Source organism: Pyramidobacter sp. C12-8, assembly GCF_002007215.1.
Taxonomy (GTDB): domain Bacteria; phylum Synergistota; class Synergistia; order Synergistales; family Dethiosulfovibrionaceae; genus Pyramidobacter.
Genome location: NZ_MUHX01000022.1, coordinates 27305 through 43019 on the forward strand (window position 1 = coordinate 27305; position 15715 = coordinate 43019).

Genomic DNA, 15715 nt, shown 5'->3' on the forward strand with positions numbered 1-15715 from the left:
GGAGGTTGGCAAGAGATATGGGAATGAAAACGGAAGACATCAGAAGTATCGCGATTGTTGCTCACGGAAGCGCAGGCAAAACTTCGCTTGCGGAAGCGTTGCTCTTTGACGCCGGCGTCACGACCCGCCGGGGCAGCGTGGAAAACGGGAACACCGTTTCCGACTACACTGCCGAAGAACAAAAACGCCAGATCTCTATCAGCACCTCCCTCCTGAATTACGACTACAAGGGCAAAAAAGTCTTTGTCCTTGACGTTCCCGGCTATGCCGACTTCATTGGCGACCTGCGCAGCTCGCTGCGCGTCGCCGGTTCCGCCGTGATGCTCGTGAGCGCGGTCGACGGCGTTGAAGTGCAGACGGAAAAAGCCTGGGAGTTCGCACGGGAGTTCGAGACGTCTACCATTTTCTTCGTCAACAAGATGGACCGCGAAAACGCCGATTACAACGGGGTTTACGAACAGATCCGCGCCAATCTGAGCAAGGGCGCCTACCGTTTCATGCTCCCGATCGGCAGCGAAGCCTCCTTTAAGGGCGTCGTCGATGTCCTCAAGGACATCGCTTACGTTTACAACGACGATTCGGGGAAATTCGAAGAGCAGGGGATCCCCGAAGAGATGATCAGCGACGCGCACCGCGCCCGCGGCTATCTCGTCGAAGCCATCGTCGAAGAAGACGAAGAGATGATGATGCGTTATCTCGACGGCGAAGACATCCCCATCGACGAACTGCTTCCCGTTTTGCAGCGCTGCATTTACAAGTGCAAGATCTTCCCGGTCATGCCCGGTTCCGCGCTGAAAAACATCGGCGTCCGCCAGCTCATGGACCTGATCGTCGATTATCTTCCCAGCCCGCTGGAGATGCGCGAACGCCCCGCGGTCAAGGGAGGGGAGAAAGAGATCACGATCAAGCCGGACGACGACGCCACGTTCAGCGGCCTGTGCTTCAAGGTGCTGGTCGATCCTTACGTGGGCAAACTTTCCTATGTCCGCGTCAATTCCGGCAAACTGACCACCGACGAACCGATCTTCAACGTCAGCACCGGGCAGGAGGAGCGCGTCAGCACCTTCAAGATTATGCAGGGCAAGGAGAGCGTCGACGTCAAGGAAGTCACGACCGGCATGATCGTCGCCATTCCCAAGCTGCAGAGCACGCGGGCCGGCGATACGATGGGCAAGGCCGGCAGCACCGTGCTCTATCCGGCCATCAAGTTCCCGCGCCCGGTGTATTCGGTCGCCGTCGATCCCGAGAGCCGCGCCGACGAGGACAAGCTGGGGACGGCGGTCCGCCGTATCACCGAAGAAGATCCCACGGTCAGCTTCGAGAAAAACGCGGAAACGAACGACAACATCCTTTCCGGCATGGGCAATCTCCATCTCGACATCGTTCTCGCCAAGCTGAAAGACCGCTTCGGCGTCAACCTGAAGACCCGCGTGCCACAGGTCGCGTATCGCGAAACGATCCGCAAGTCGGCCAAGGCGCAGGGCAAGCACAAAAAGCAGACCGGCGGCCACGGCCAGTACGGCGACGTTTATATCGAGTTCAGCCCCCTCGAGCGGGGAGAGGGCTTCGTCTTCGAAGACAAGATCACCGGCGGCACCGTGCCGAGACAATATATCCCCGCCGTCGAAAAAGGGCTGCGCGAGTGCCTGAACAAGGGCGTGCTGGCGGCGTTCCCGACGGTGGACTTCAAAGCGTCGCTGTATTTCGGTTCGTATCACGACGTCGATTCCTCGGAAATGGCCTTCAAGACGGCGGCGCACCTGGCCTTCAAGAAGGGGATGGCCGAAGCTTCGCCGATCCTGCTCGAGCCGATCATGGACGTGAAAGTCATCGTCCCCGATCAGTATCTCGGCGAGATCATGGGGGATTTCAACACCCGCCGCGGCCGCATCATGGGCGTCGACACGCTGGGGCATCTCCAGGTCGTCAACGCGCAGGTGCCTCAGGCGGAGATGTTCCAGTACGCCATCAACTTGCGTTCGATGACTTCCGGACGCGGAACTTACGAAATGGCCTTTTCGCACTATGATCCCGTCCCCGAAGAGATCACGAAAAAGATCGTCTCCGAACGCCAGGGGTTGCTGACCGAGGAAGAAGAGTAGTTTTTGATGCGACGGAAGCCTGCTTTTCGAGTGAATGCCATGCCGGGAAGCAGGCTTTTTGACAACCAACGGTGCAGAAAAGCGAGGTCAGGCATGAAAAGAATTTTCCTGTTCGGCAATTGGAAAATGAACCAGAGCCTTCACGCCATAAATGATTTTGCCGCCGAGAGCGCCGCCTTCTTTTCGGAGCGGCCGGGCTTGAACGCCGAAACGGAGATTTGCGTTTTTCCTCCTTTCGTCCTCATTCCCGAAGCGGTGAAAAACTTCACGAACCTCGGCATCAACGTGGGGGCGCAAAACGCCAGCGACCACGGCGAAGGCGCTTATACCGGCGAGGTCGCGCCGTCGATGCTGAAGGAAGCCGGCTGTCGGTACGTGATCGTCGGGCACAGCGAGCGCCGTCATATCTATGGCGAATCTTCGGAGCTGGTCAACAAAAAAGCGCTGAATTGCCTGGCGTCCGCTTTGATCCCGGTGCTGTGCGTCGGCGAAACGCTCGAACAGCGCGACGCCGGGCGAACGGCCGCCGTCATTTCCGATCAGCTTCAAAAAGGCGTGAAAGACTTTCCCGCCGGCGCGGCGTATATCGTCGCTTACGAACCGGTCTGGGCCATCGGCACCGGCCGCGCGGCCAGCGCCGAAGACGCGGAAAAAGTCTGCCGCCTCATCAAAGATTCGGTTCGCGTTCCGGTCCTGTACGGCGGCTCGGTCAAACCGTCGAACGCGGCGGAACTCTTCAGCCGGCCGTCGATCGACGGCGGCCTGATCGGCGGCGCTTCATTGAAAGCGCGCGATTTTTTCGCGATCCTGAAAAATTTCCGCGCCGCCGAGCTCTGATTTGTATCCAGCCAAAATCGGCAAGAATTCCCCTGCGCGTAACATAAGATACATTATAGGACACCATGAAAAACGATCGGGACAAAATCTCAAGGAGGCATATAAACATGTTGGAAGAAAAAACGAAGATCGCTGAATACGTCAAAGGTCTGGGGGTAAAGAAGATCGTTCTGATCGTTCTCGGCGTCGTTCTGCTCCTGAATATTTTGGCTACGGTGACGAACAGCCGTTTCGACTCTTTGAAGGCCGAGCTGGATCAGATCAAGACGTCCGCCGTCGGTCAGATGCCGAATGACGAGATCGCCCAGGTCAAAAAAGACCTGGCTTCGATGCAGAAATCCGTCGACGAGCTTACGGCTTTCACCCAGAATCTTGCCCGCGCCGAATACGACGCCTTTAAAGCGCAGCTCGAGCAGATGAGCAAGCATCTTGACGAAATGGGCAAAATGATCGGCAAATAAGGTATTTGACTCGATGGCGAATCCCCGGAAAAGAGACGTTTCTCTTCTGGGGATTCGCTTTATGCGTAGGCGAAAGGATTTTTCGAACATGAAACCATGTGTGACAGTCATCGAACCGGAAGGACCGGAAGCATGGTTCGCCGCGCTGCGCGAGATCGCCGCGGTCGAATTTGTCAATCCCGACGGTCCCGTGCGGCCCGAGGAGATCGACGAGATCCTTGCCCGTTCCGCGGCGGTCGTGATTACCTCCGCGACGGCGATATCCAACGATCAGCTGCTGGCGGCGACCGGACTCAAGCTCATCGCCAAGTGCGGCGGCCCGCCTTCCAATATCGACGTCGGATATGCCGCCCGCTGCGGCGTCGCCGTCTCATGCGTCCCCGGCGCCAACACGACGACGATCGCCGAATATACCGTCATGCTGATCATCGCCGCGCTGCGGCGCTTCGACCTGCAGCTGCCGGTCATCCGCCGGGGCGGCTGGCGCAGCTCCGACTCTTTGCTGGGACATGACCTGCGCGGTGCCACGGTCGGGATCGTCGGGCTGGGGGCGATCGGCCGCGAAGTCCTCGACCGGCTCGTCCCCTTCGGCTGCCGTCTGCTCGTCTACTCCCCTCATGCCCGGGACGGGCGCCCGGACGACGGCCGGTTCTCTTTCGTCGAGACTTTGGAAGAGATGCTGCCTCAGTGCGACGCCGTGACCCTTCACTGCCGGGTGAACGAAGCCACGCGGGGATTTTTCGACGAGCGACTCTTCGAAATGATGAAGCCCGGCTCCGTCTTCGTCAACACGGCCCGCGGCGCGCTCGTCGACGAAGCGGCGCTCGCCCGGGCGCTCGAAAACGGCCCCTTGTCCGCCGCGGCCGTCGACGTCTTTCAGGTCGAACCGCCGCAGTCCGGAAATCCGCTTCTTCGCTGCGGCAGCGCCCTGCTCACGCCCCACTCCGCCGGCTGGACTGCCGAAGCTCTGCGGCGCGAGTGCCGCGGCGCCGTCGATTCCGTCCTGGCGTTCTTCGCCAACAGGACGATCCCCGGCCTGTTGAACGAAGACTATATTCGGCATCTCCGTTAAAAAATCGACACGCCAGTCTTTATGAAGTCTGGCGTGTCGATTTTTAATATTGTCTTATAATAGTTTTATAGCCATCCCGCCGGGATCATCGGACGGAGTTCTGACGAGGCGGCATGAAAATGAAACGCGCGGCGATCTGCCGTTCCAACGATTCTTTGTCCAAGATCCACTGCGGCGCGACCAGCTGCGCCGGTCTCACGCCCGCCGTCAGCCTTTGCAGGACGATCCCGTCGGGCAATTTCCAAAGAGCTTCGACGAGACGCCCGACGTATCCTTTCCGGCTCAGCGGCTCGAATCGCCCCGCCGCGTACAGAGTTTCAAGCGGCGTCCCGCGCAGCACATACAGCGGGTGGAATTTGAGCGCCTGCACTCCCCTTTCCGCAAGCCACAGAGCCGACCGCGTCAGCTGATCTTCCCGTTCACCCGGGATGCCCGCGATCAGGTGCGCGCAAGTTTGCACGCGCGTTTTGCTCAGCCGGGCAAGAGCCTGCTCCACGACGTCCAATCCATGCCCGCGGCGCAGCCACCGCAATCCCTGCGGGTCCGTGGTCTGCACGCCGAGCTCCAGCCAGATCTGGCAGTTTTCCGCCAGCTCCTGCAGATAATTGAGGACCGGCTCGGGGAGCAGGTCGGGGCGCGTGCTCACGGAAATGGCGCGCACGTTCGCTCCCAAAGCGGCCGCGGCGTCGCGAGCTTCGTTGAGCGCCGACGCGAACCGTTCCAGCGGCAGATTGGTCGCCGAATAGCTCTGAAAGTACAGGATGATGGAACGAGTGCCGTAATGTTTCCAGGCTCCGGCGATCCCTCTTCTGACCTGTTCCCGCAGGGATATGCCCTGAATGAAGGCGCCGCTGCCGCCTCCCCTTTCGTCGCAGAAAATGCAGCCGCCGCCGCGCAGTCCCTGGCGATGCGGGCAGCCGGCGCCGATATCCAGGGAAACTTTCTGGACCCGTTCGCCGAATTGCCGCCGCAGGACGGCCGACCATCGTAACAGGTGCTTCATGAATCTCGCGCTCCTCTGTGATTGGGCGGTTTCGGACCGCTCCGCCGCGATCGCATGGATTTATTTTTTTTGAATTTCTCCGAAGTTAACGCTTCGATTGTCATAATCTACATTGCGCGCGTTCAAAATAGAGATATAATTCAAAATCAGAGCTATTATAACTCAAGCACGGTGAAATTGGCGCGTCTTCTCTCAGGGCGCCGTTCGATGGCGGGAAAGGACGGATAAGATGAAAATTGTCGAAAGTTCGATGCGCAGGCCTGTCGGCGTGATTATCGGCACTCTGGCGCTGATCGTCTTTGGACTGTACGGCCTGTATCAGATCGGCATCGAGCGGATGCCGAACGTCGATATCCCCGTCGTCATGGTTCGCACGACGCTCGAGGGCGCCAGTCCCGCCATCGTCGACAACGACGTGACCGACGTCCTGGAAGCGCGCATCAACACCATCGAGGGCATCAAAAACATCTCGTCGAGCAGTTACGAGGGACGCTCCTTCATCATCGTCGAGTTCGTCCTCGAGCGCGATATCGACAACGCCGCCGCCGACGTCCGCGGCAAGGCCAGCATGGTGCAGAGCAGTCTTCCCGACGACGCCAAAAGCCCGCAGACCGACAAGTTCAACATGGACGACCGTCCCGTCATGTTCATTGCCGTCGAAAGCACCGGTCAAACCAGCAGACGCGACCTTTCCCGGTTCGTCGACAAAGTCGCCCTCGAACGTCTGCAGACGGTCCAGGGCGTCGGCGGCGCCGAAAGCGGCGGCTTTCAGGAACGCCAGATCCGCGTCTGGGTCGATCCGTACAAACTGGAGTCGCGCAATCTGACGGCCCTTGAAGTGAAGAACGCCATTCAAAACAAGCACGTAGAGCTTCCCGCCGGACGGGTCGAGACCGGCGCGCAGGAGTACGGGATCCGCCTCAACGGAGAATATGCCAGCGTCGAAGAGCTGGCCAACCTGCCGATCAAAAACGTCAACGGCGCCGTGATCCGCCTCCGCGACATCGCCCGCATCGAAGACGGCTTTGAAGACGTCAGGAACGTCGCCCTCTACAACGGCAAGGATTCCATCTTGATTTTCATCCGCAAGCAGCGAGGCGCCAACGAGGTCGATCTTGCCGCAGGCGTGAAAAAACGCCTCGAAGAGCTGAACGGCATCGCGCCTCCCGGCGTGACGCTGAAAGTCGTTCAGGACAACTCCGTCTACATTCTCAACTCCATGCACGGCGTGCGCGACGACATCATTATGGGGATCCTGCTGACCTCTCTGATCATGTTCCTGTTCCTGCGCACTTTCAGGGCGACCATCGTCACGGTCATCACGATCCCCGTCTGCCTTCTGGGAAGTATCATCGTCCTCTGGGGCATGGGATTCACCCTGAACAACATGAGCGCCATGGGACTGTCGCTGGCCGTCGGCATGGTCGTCGACGCGACCACCGTCGTGATCGAGAACGTGCAGCGCCACCGCGAGATGGGCAAGACGGCCATGCGGGCGGCGCTCGACGGCACGAGCGAAGTGGGCGCTTCGGTCATTGCCGGCGCCGCGACGACGATCGCCGTGTTCCTGCCCGTCGCGCTGATGCCCGGCATGATCGGACGTTTCTTCAGTTCCTTCGGCACCACGGTGACGGTGACGATCGCCATCTCCCTGCTCCTTTCGGTGACGCTGACGCCGTTTCTGTGCGCCAACCTGCTCGGACGCATGAAAAAGCCGGTCCGCTGGCAGAACTGGATGGAGAAACCGCTGATCTGGCTCGAGCGCGGTTACAGCCGCGTCCTGAAAGCCGCGGTCCGCCACCGTCTCTCGACGCTGGCGATCGCCGTCGGCGCTTTCACCGCAGGCATTTTCATCGCCGGGAAGCTGGGCAGCGAATTCTTCCCCAACGAAGACCAGGGGCGCTTCAACATCAGCGTGGAAATGGCGGCCGACGCTTCGATCGAGAGCACGCTCGCCTTCATGAAGGAGCTTTCCGAAACGGTCCAGCAGGATCCGCGGGTTTTGTATACCTACGGCAACGCCGGCGGCGGCGCCGGTTCGGCCGTGTACAAGGGGACGCTACACGTCCATCTCGTCGACCGCAAGCTCAGGCCCTCGTCCGGCGCGATCATGCGCGAATGGCGCGAGAAGCTCGCCGCGTACAAGGACGTCGACATCAAGCTCGGCAACTGGGGCGGCAGCGATCTGACGCTGGTCATCCAGGGGCCGACCACCGAAGAGCTGGCCAAGCTCGGCGACGAGATCAAGGCCGACCTGCAGCGCGAAAAGCGCGGCCTCGCCGACATCGTCACCGACCTGCAGATGAACAAGCCGCGCATCAACCTCGAGCTCAACCGCGCCCTGGCGGACGACCTCGGCGTCAACGTGAGGACGCTTTCGTCCGAGCTCGACGCCTGGTTCGGCGGCACGACTGCCGGCACGTTCAACGACGAAGGATACCGCTACGACATCCGCATCCGCGCCGACGAACCCGGACGCAACACGCCGGATAAAGTGCTCAACACGCTCGTGCGCACGAACGGCGGCGACCTGATCCGCGCCGACGGTCTGGTCACGCCCGTCATGGATATGGCCCCGAACGTCATCAAGCGCTACAACCGGCAGCGCTCCATCCAGATCCAGGCCAATACCGAAGGGATCTCGCCCGGCGAAGGCATTCAGATCATGGAAGAGGTCTTCCGCCGCCACGCCCCGCAGAACGGGCTCTTCACGATGACGCCGGCCGGGGATTCCGAGAACATGCGGGAGAGCTTCGGTTATATCGTCACGGGCATCGTTTTCGCCGTCGTGCTCGTGTACATGGTCATGGCCGTGCAGTTCGAATCGTTCCTGCACCCGCTGACGGTGATGTTCTCCCTGCCGCTCATGACCAGCGGCGCGTTCGGCTTCCTCTACCTGATGGGGCTGCGGCTGAGCGTCATGAGCCTGATGGGGATCATCCTTCTGATCGGCATCGTCGTCAACAACGCCATCATGCTCGTCGATTTCGCCAACAAGGAACGCGCCAAGGGCCTGGACAAGGTCACGGCGATGCTGAACGCCGGACCGCTGCGCCTGCGGGCCATCCTGATGACGACGACCTCGACGATGATCGGCACGCTGCCGATCGCCCTTGGCCTCAGCCTTGGCGGCGAAGTGCGCCAGCCCATGTCCGCGGCCGTGATCGGCGGCCTTTTCACCTCCACGCTGCTGACATTGCTCGTCATCCCCGTCGTGTATCTGTCGATGGACGATTTCGCCGATTTCGTCAAGGGCAAACTCCATCGCGCCAAGGCCGTGCGCCGCGGACGCCGGATGAAAAAGGCGGCGTTCTCGCAGACGAAAGGAGCGTAACATGAAACGGATCATGCGGGCGGTTCTTCTTGCGGGCGCTCTCCTCTGCCCCGCCGGGCTGCGCGCTCAGGACCTCTCGATCGGCGAAGCGATCGTCACGGCCTTGGAACAGAGCCCGACTCTCAACTCCCGGCGGCAGGAGCTCAACAAAGCCAAAGGCGGCGTCGTGCAGGCCCGGGGAAATTTTTTGCCGCGATTGAGCCTGACCGGCCAATACAGCGACAACCGTTCCCCCACCGTCATCGGCACTTCGCGGACCGACAGCGTCAGCGCCGGCATCGCGTTGACGCAGAACCTTTACGCCGGCGGCAGGCACGCGGCCCAGCGGCGTCAGGCGCAGGCGACGCTGTCGCAGGCGGAACTCGGCGTGCGGGAAGCGGAAGAGGCGTTGGCCGTGAACGTTTACGACGCCTTTTACGGCGTCATCCTCGCGCGCGAGAAAGTGGCCGCGGCGCAGGACGCCGTGGAGACTTCCCGCACGCACGTGCGGGAAGTCCGGCAAATGCTCGGGGTCGGCCTGGCCAATCAGCTCGAAGTCATCCGCGCCGAACAGAAGCTCAGCGCCAACGAGGCGGCGCTGGCTTCCAGCCGCGGCGCCTTCGACGCTGAGCGCATCACGTTGCTGAACCTGATGGGGCTGGCGCCTTCCAGCGCGCTGCTCCCCAAGGGGACCCTCGAACTCGCCGATCCCCGGGGCACGGCGCAGCAGTCCGTCGCGCTGGCTCAAAAGCAGCGCGCCGACGTCGCCATGCTGGAAAAACAGATCGCGATCCAGTCGGAACAGATCAAGATCGTCCGCGGCGCCATGAAGCCAAGTTTCGATCTGAGCGCGGCCGCCGACTACTCCGATCCATATCGTAACCAGGACGCCGGCGACGACTCATGGAAAGCGACGCTCACCCTCGAGATCCCGCTCTACGACCGCGGGCAGACCCGCGGCGAAGTCATGAAGGCGAAGGCCGTTCAGGAGCAGAACAAACAGGCACTGCGGCAGAAAGAACTGGACGTCCTCTCGGAGATCGAGCTGGCCTGGGTCGAGATCGGCGACAGCGCCGTTCAAGTCGAAGCGCATCGCAAGTCGCTGGCATTGGCCCGGGAGACGCTGCGCCTCTCCCAGGTCGGTTACCGCGAAGGCGTGACGCCGCAGCTCGACCTGCTGGAAGCCCAATCCAACCTGACGGCGGCGCGCAAGGATTACAGCCAGTCGCTCTTCGACCATTTGATGAAAGTCGTCGCGTTGAAACGTGCCGAGGGAGCCTTGATTCCCTGGACGCTGGAAGGGAAAAAACGATGAAAAAACGTTTCTGCCTGATACCGCTGCTGGCGCTGACACTGTCGCCTCTTCGGCCGGCCCCGATCGCGGCGGCCCCCGCCGGGCCGGCCTATGTGCGGATCAAAGTGCTGCGCGCCGACGCGACGATCCGCGAAGGCTTCACGCAAAACACCTCGCTCGAGGCGCTGCAGCGCGTCGTCCTCTATCCGCGCGTCACGGGACGGCTGGAAAGACTGACCGTCGCCAAAGGCGCCGTCGTCAAAAAAGGACAGCAGATCGCCGTCCTCGCCCACGCCGAACAGGACGCCCAGATCGCCGCGGCCCGGGCCGCCGTCGCCCGCACCCGCGCCGAATGGGCCAACGCGCAGATCGAGCTGCAGCGGTACCAGCGTTTGAAAAAAGAGGGTTTCAGCACGCAGCAGCTGCTCGACAGCAAAGACACGGCCTATCGAAGCGCCCGCGCGCAATACGACGCCGCCAGATCCGATCTGGACCGCCTCACGGTCACCCGCGACGAATACATCATCACCGCTTCGATCGACGGCACCGTGCTGAACGACTATGCCCTCGCTCCCGGCGCCATGCTCTCCCCCAACACGCCCGTGGCGGAGCTGGCAGACCTGAGCGTTATCAAGGCGACCTTCCGCGTGCCGGAAAAGCGCTTTTACTCCGTCCATCCGGGCATGTCGGTGCTTCTCTCTCTCGACGCGCTCCCCAGGGAAGAGTTCAGGGCGCAGATCGTCGCAGTGGACGATTACATCGATCCGCAATCCCGCACCGCTTCCGTGGAAGCGCAGCTGGAGAACGCCGCGGCGGGCGACAAACTTCGCCCCGGCATGTTCGGGCGCGCCTTCGTCGTGGAACGGGAAGCCGTCGGCGCGTTCGTCGTGCCGACAAGCGCGCTGCGCCTCGACCGCACCGCCGATCCGGAAAACAATGAACTGGTGCTGCACGAGCATGGAACGGCGAAAGTCGTCAAGGTCAAAACCGGCATCTCGCAAGGAGTCGACGTGCAAATCCTGGCGGGCCTGAAAGACGGCGACGAAGTGATCGTCTTCGGCGGCAACGCCCTCAAAGACGGCGATCCCGTCAGGCTGATGCAATAGAAAAAGAGGAAGGAACCAGAGCGCGGTTCCTTCCTCTTTTTCTATTGTCGCAACATGGTTCATTCCAGCGCGATCCGCCCGTCCGCGCCGTGGCGGAAGCTTTTGCCGTAGAACGCGCGCGCAGCGGCGATCAGGTATTCGGCGTCCTTGACGCCGGCGATTTCATAGCAGCTGTGCATGGCCAGCTGCGGCAGGCCGATGTCGACCGTCGGCACCGACAGGTGCGAGCCGCTGATGTTGCCCAGCGTCGAGCCGCCCGGCAGGTCGGCGCGGTTGCTGTAGCGCTGCACCGGCACGCCGGCCAGTTCGCACAGCCGCGTGAAGACCGCGCCGGAAAGGCCGTCGGTCGTGTACTTCTGCGCGGCGTTGTATTTGATGACGACGCCGCCGTTCAACACCGGGAACTCGTTGCCGTCGGCGTATTCGGAATGCGCGGGATGGATCGCGTGGGCGTTGTCGGCGGAAATCATAAAGCTGTCGGCGACGGCCGCGCCGCGCTCGTCGGCGCTCATGCCCAGGCTTCCGCAGATGCGGCCGACGGTGTCTTCCAAAAATGTGGAATTGGCGCCCTGGCGGCTGCCGCTGCCCACCTCTTCGTTGTTGAAGACGCAGAACAGCGGCGCCGAGGCGGACGGTTCGCTTTCGCTCTCGACAAAACCGTTATAGCAGCAGAACACGCATTCGAGGTCGTCGAGCCGCGGCGAGGCGATGAACTCTTCGTTCAAACCTACCAGCGTGCCGGGCGTGCGCGGATAAAGGAACAGCTCCGTCGAAACGATCTCGTCCGCGCCGACGCCCGCGGCTTCGGCGACCAGACGGCGGAACGCGCCCTCCTCGCCCGCCGCGGAAAACAGCGGCAGCATGTCGACGTTGGCCTTGAGCTCGACGCCCTTGTTCATCTCCCGGTTCATGTGGATGGCCAGGCTGGGGATGACGAGCAGGTCGCGGTCGATGTCGATCAGTTTGGAGGCAAGCCCCGCGCCCTCCTTGACGAAGACGCGTCCGGCCACGGACAGCGGTTTGTCGAGCCACGAGCGCATGATGGCCCCGCCGTACCCCTCGACGCTGAGGCGCACCGTATTGCCCGCGGAAGGGACTTCGGCGTTCTGGCGCAGCTTGAACGTCGGCGAGTCGCTGTGCGAGGCCGTCAGCATGAAGCCGCGCAGCTCGCCCGCGGGGAGCCGGAACGCGATCAGCGACGATTCGCCCCGCGTTACGAAATATTTGCCGCCGCGCGCGAGCGCCCAGCGTTCGGACTCGCGAAGCGGCGCGTAGCCCTTTTCCCGCAGTCGGGAAGAAAGATTTTCGATCGCCTGGTAGCACGTGGGACTGCCGTCGAGAAAGTCGATCAGCCGCCGCGAAACGTCGTTTTTCATGAGGATCCCTCCGCTGTCATCGCAAAATTTTTACGGCCGCGCAAGGTCGTTGCCGCCGCACGCATCATAGCACGATCCCCTGGAATTGCCAAATCGCCGCGAAAGGTCGATAAAAAGCAAAAATTTCTCCGGAACCTCTTGACTGACCAATATTGACCATATATAATGCAGCTGTGAAAAAGAAGCGCACCCCGAAAGGAGGGTTCTCCATGAACCTCAATAAATTGACGCAAAAATCCCAGGAAGCCCTGTCCGAAGCCCAGAACCTGGCCATCCAGCGCGGCCATCAGGAGGTCGACGTCGAACACCTCACGCTCGCCCTGCTCTCGCAAAAGGACGGACTGATCCCTTCGATCCTCGAGAAGACCGGCGCCAACGCGGCGGCGCTGAGCGCCCGCACGGCCCAGCTTTTGGAGCGCAAGCCGCGGATCACCGGCGGCTACGACAAAGACCGCATCTACCTGTCGCAGAATCTGTCCAAAGTCCTGACCGACGCCGAGAAAAGGGCGCAGGCGCTTGGCGACGAATACGTTTCCGTCGAGCACCTGTTCGCGGCCATCCTCGACCTGCCCGGTCATCCCGTCGCCCAGCTGCTGGCCGAGGGCGGCGTCGGCGCCGACGCTTTTCTGAAAGCGCTCGAGAGCGTGCGCGGCGGCGCGCGCGTGCAGAACGCCAATCCGGAAGAGACCTACGAAGCCCTGAAAAAATACGGCATCGACCTCGTCGAGTACGCCCGGAACGACAAGCTCGACCCCGTCATCGGCCGCGACGACGAGATCCTGCGCGTGATCCAGATCCTCAGCCGCAAGACCAAGAACAACCCCGTGCTGATCGGCGAGCCCGGCGTCGGCAAGACCGCCATCGTCGAAGGGCTGGCGCAGCGCATCCTCAAGGGCGACGTGCCCGAAGACCTGAAAAACCGCACCGTCTTCTCCCTCGACATGGGTTCCCTGATCGCCGGCGCCAAATACCGCGGCGAATTCGAGGAGCGCCTCAAGGCCGTCATCAACGAAGTGAAGCGCAGCGAAGGCCGCGTCATCCTCTTCATCGACGAGATCCACACCATCGTCGGCGCCGGCAGGACCGAAGGCTCGATGGATGCCGGCAACCTGCTCAAGCCGATGCTGGCGCGCGGCGAGCTGCACTGCATCGGCGCCACGACCATCGACGAGTACCGCAAGAACATCGAGAAGGACGCCGCGCTCGAACGCCGCTTCCAGCCCGTGATGGTCGATCCGCCCTCCCAGGAGGACGCCATTTCGATTTTGCGCGGCCTGAAGGACCGCTTCCAGGTCTATCACGGCGTGCGCATCACCGACGGCGCCATCGTCGCCGCCGTCACGCTCTCCGACCGTTACATCAGCGACCGTTTCCTGCCCGACAAGGCCATCGACCTGATCGACGAAGCCTGCGCCATGGTGCGCACGGAGATCAACTCCATGCCTTCGGAACTGGACGGCGTTTCGCGCAAGGTCGTGCGCCTGGAGATCGAAGAAGCGGCGCTGAAAAAGGAAAAGGACGACGCCAGCGCCGCCCGTCTGGCCGAGCTGCAGAAAGAGCTTTCCGACCTGAAAGACCGGCAGAAGGAACTGACGGCGCGCTACAATTCCGAAAAGGAAAAGCTGACGGAAGTGCAGCAGCTGCGCCAGAAGATCGAAGCGACCAAACACGACGTCGAAACGGCGGAGCGCCGGTACGACCTGAACAAGGCCGCCGAGCTCCAGCACGGCGTGCTGCCCCAGCTGCAGAAGGAGCTGAAAGAGAAAGAAGCCGCCCTGCGCGGCGCATCGGGCGACGGCTCGCTGCTGCGCGAGTCGGTGACGGAAAACGAGATCTCGCGCATCGTCAGCGACTGGACGGGGATCCCCGTCACCAAGCTGATGGAAGGCGAACGGGAAAAACTCCTCCACCTCGACGACGAACTCCACAAGGGCGTCATCGGCCAGGACGAAGCCGTTTCGCTGGTCGCCGACGCCATCATGAGAGCGCGGGCCGGCATCAAGGATCCGCGCCGCCCCATCGGTTCCTTCATCTTCCTCGGCCCCACCGGCGTCGGCAAGACCGAACTGGCCAAGACGCTGGCGCGGACGCTCTTCGACAGCGAAGACAACATGGTCCGCATCGACATGTCCGAGTACATGGAGAAGTACTCCGTCTCCCGCCTGCTCGGCGCGCCTCCCGGATACGTGGGCTACGACGAGGGCGGCCAGCTCACCGAAGCCGTGCGCAGCAAACCGTACAGCGTCATCCTCTTCGACGAGATCGAAAAAGCCCACCCCGACGTGTTCAACGTCATGCTCCAGATCCTCGACGACGGCCGCGTCACCGACAGCCACGGCCGCACCGTCGATTTCAAGAACACCGTCATCATCATGACCAGCAACCTCGGTTCCGATCTGCTGCTCGAAGGCGTGCGCGACGAGACGATCCCGCCGGACGTCAGAGACGGCGTCATGGATCTGCTGAAAAGCCGCTTCCGCCCCGAATTCCTCAACCGCGTGGACGACATCGTGCTCTTCTCGCCGCTGGACAAGGCGCAGCTCCGCAAGATCGTCGGACTGATCCTGAACGACCTCGCCAAGCGCCTCGGCGAGCGCCGCATTGCGCTCAACGTCAGCGACGCGGCCCTCGATTTCATCACCGAGTACGGCTACGACCCCGTTTTCGGCGCGCGCCCGCTGAAACGCTACATCAGCCACAACGTCGAAACGCTCGTGGCGCGCTACCTGATCGCCAACTCCGTCGTCGAAGGCGCCACGCTCTCTATCGACGTGCAGGGCGACCGGCTGGCGCTTTCTGCGCAGCCGCCCCGGGAATAACGATATCAAAAACGAAAAGGTCACGGCAAAATGCCGTGACCTTTTCGTTTTTGCGGTGCGAAACGAGCGCCGGAGCGCGGGGCGATACGTTTTTTCCCGTATCCGCGAGTCCTGGCTGCGTCTGTGCTAGCGCCGCGAAGCGCGAAGCAGACGCCTCATTTCCTCCATGTTCGCCTTCAATTCCGCCTGCATCGCCTTCAGTTCGGCGATCTCCTGGCTCTGTAGCGCGTTCGTTTCGGCCTGCTGGGCGTTCGTGCGTTTCAGCGAGGTTACCTCGGCCTGCAGCTGAGCGTTCTCCTTCTGCATCACGTAGACGCTGTTCATGGGGCCCT

At 61.8% G+C, this 15715-nt stretch carries 11 protein-coding genes; 8 read left to right on the forward strand and 3 right to left on the reverse strand.

Going from position 1 to position 15715, the window contains the following annotated elements; genetic code table 11:
- The first annotated feature begins 17 nt into the window (after window positions 1–17).
- From fusA to B0D78_RS08850, 4 genes are all read left to right on the forward strand, one after another.
- On the forward strand, window positions 18–2102 hold the full coding sequence (gene fusA / locus B0D78_RS08835; RefSeq protein ID WP_078016608.1) for an elongation factor G: 2085 nt from the start codon (window positions 18–20) through the stop codon (window positions 2100–2102).
- A gap of 93 nt (window positions 2103–2195) precedes the next feature.
- On the forward strand, window positions 2196–2939 hold the full coding sequence (gene tpiA / locus B0D78_RS08840) for a triose-phosphate isomerase (protein ID WP_078016609.1): 744 nt from the start codon (window positions 2196–2198) through the stop codon (window positions 2937–2939).
- Between the two features lie 107 nt (window positions 2940–3046).
- Complete coding sequence (locus B0D78_RS08845) at window positions 3047–3400, forward strand: hypothetical protein (RefSeq protein WP_078016610.1); 354 nt, start codon at window positions 3047–3049, stop codon at window positions 3398–3400.
- Window positions 3401–3488: 88 nt separating this feature from the next.
- Window positions 3489–4472, forward strand: a complete 984-nt coding sequence (locus B0D78_RS08850; protein WP_078016611.1) for an NAD(P)-dependent oxidoreductase — start codon at window positions 3489–3491, stop codon at window positions 4470–4472.
- Window positions 4473–4557: 85 nt separating this feature from the next.
- Here the strand turns inward: B0D78_RS08850 and B0D78_RS08855 are convergent, their stop codons facing one another.
- The gene (locus B0D78_RS08855) at window positions 4558–5475 is read right to left on the reverse strand and encodes a TIGR01212 family radical SAM protein (RefSeq protein WP_078016612.1); all 918 of its coding nucleotides are present in this window, start codon (window positions 5473–5475) and stop codon (window positions 4558–4560) included.
- 229 nt (window positions 5476–5704) lie between these two features.
- Here B0D78_RS08855 and B0D78_RS08860 point away from each other — a divergent pair, with 229 nt between their 5' ends.
- From B0D78_RS08860 to B0D78_RS08870, 3 genes are read left to right on the forward strand one after another with little or no spacing between them, the layout of a single operon-like run.
- On the forward strand, window positions 5705–8809 hold the full coding sequence (locus B0D78_RS08860; RefSeq protein ID WP_078016613.1) for an efflux RND transporter permease subunit: 3105 nt from the start codon (window positions 5705–5707) through the stop codon (window positions 8807–8809).
- A 1-nt stretch (window position 8810) separates the two neighbouring features.
- On the forward strand, window positions 8811–10103 hold the full coding sequence (locus B0D78_RS08865; protein ID WP_078016614.1) for a TolC family protein: 1293 nt from the start codon (window positions 8811–8813) through the stop codon (window positions 10101–10103).
- Window positions 10100–11188, forward strand: coding sequence for an efflux RND transporter periplasmic adaptor subunit (locus B0D78_RS08870; RefSeq protein WP_078016615.1), 1089 nt, complete (start codon window positions 10100–10102; stop codon window positions 11186–11188). The genes B0D78_RS08865 and B0D78_RS08870 overlap by 4 nt, the downstream gene beginning before the upstream one ends.
- Window positions 11189–11247: 59 nt before the next feature.
- Here the strand turns inward: B0D78_RS08870 and B0D78_RS08875 are convergent, their stop codons facing one another.
- Complete coding sequence (locus B0D78_RS08875; protein ID WP_078016616.1) at window positions 11248–12564, reverse strand: M18 family aminopeptidase; 1317 nt, start codon at window positions 12562–12564, stop codon at window positions 11248–11250.
- Between the two features lie 209 nt (window positions 12565–12773).
- Between B0D78_RS08875 and clpB the strand changes: the two genes are divergently transcribed.
- Entirely contained in the window at window positions 12774–15383 is a 2610-nt protein-coding gene (clpB, locus tag B0D78_RS08880) for an ATP-dependent chaperone ClpB (protein WP_078016617.1), read from the forward strand.
- A 126-nt stretch (window positions 15384–15509) separates the two neighbouring features.
- Here the strand turns inward: clpB and B0D78_RS12855 are convergent.
- A partial coding sequence (locus B0D78_RS12855) for a hypothetical protein (protein WP_205948289.1) occupies window positions 15510–15715 on the reverse strand: 206 nt, incomplete at its 5' end.

Bases quoted from the DNA above. Each gene is read 5' to 3' on its own strand.
- fusA (WP_078016608.1), top strand. From the start codon at position 18: ATGGGAATGAAAACGGAAGACATCAGAAGTATCGCGATTGTTGCTCAC.
- tpiA (WP_078016609.1), top strand. From the start codon at position 2,196: ATGAAAAGAATTTTCCTGTTCGGCAATTGGAAAATGAACCAGAGCCTT.
- B0D78_RS08845 (WP_078016610.1), top strand. From the start codon at position 3,047: ATGTTGGAAGAAAAAACGAAGATCGCTGAATACGTCAAAGGTCTGGGG.
- B0D78_RS08850 (WP_078016611.1), top strand. From the start codon at position 3,489: ATGAAACCATGTGTGACAGTCATCGAACCGGAAGGACCGGAAGCATGG.
- B0D78_RS08855 (WP_078016612.1), bottom strand. From the start codon at position 5,475: ATGAAGCACCTGTTACGATGGTCGGCCGTCCTGCGGCGGCAATTCGGC.
- B0D78_RS08860 (WP_078016613.1), top strand. From the start codon at position 5,705: ATGAAAATTGTCGAAAGTTCGATGCGCAGGCCTGTCGGCGTGATTATC.
- B0D78_RS08865 (WP_078016614.1), top strand. From the start codon at position 8,811: ATGAAACGGATCATGCGGGCGGTTCTTCTTGCGGGCGCTCTCCTCTGC.
- B0D78_RS08870 (WP_078016615.1), top strand. From the start codon at position 10,100: ATGAAAAAACGTTTCTGCCTGATACCGCTGCTGGCGCTGACACTGTCG.
- B0D78_RS08875 (WP_078016616.1), bottom strand. From the start codon at position 12,564: ATGAAAAACGACGTTTCGCGGCGGCTGATCGACTTTCTCGACGGCAGT.
- clpB (WP_078016617.1), top strand. From the start codon at position 12,774: ATGAACCTCAATAAATTGACGCAAAAATCCCAGGAAGCCCTGTCCGAA.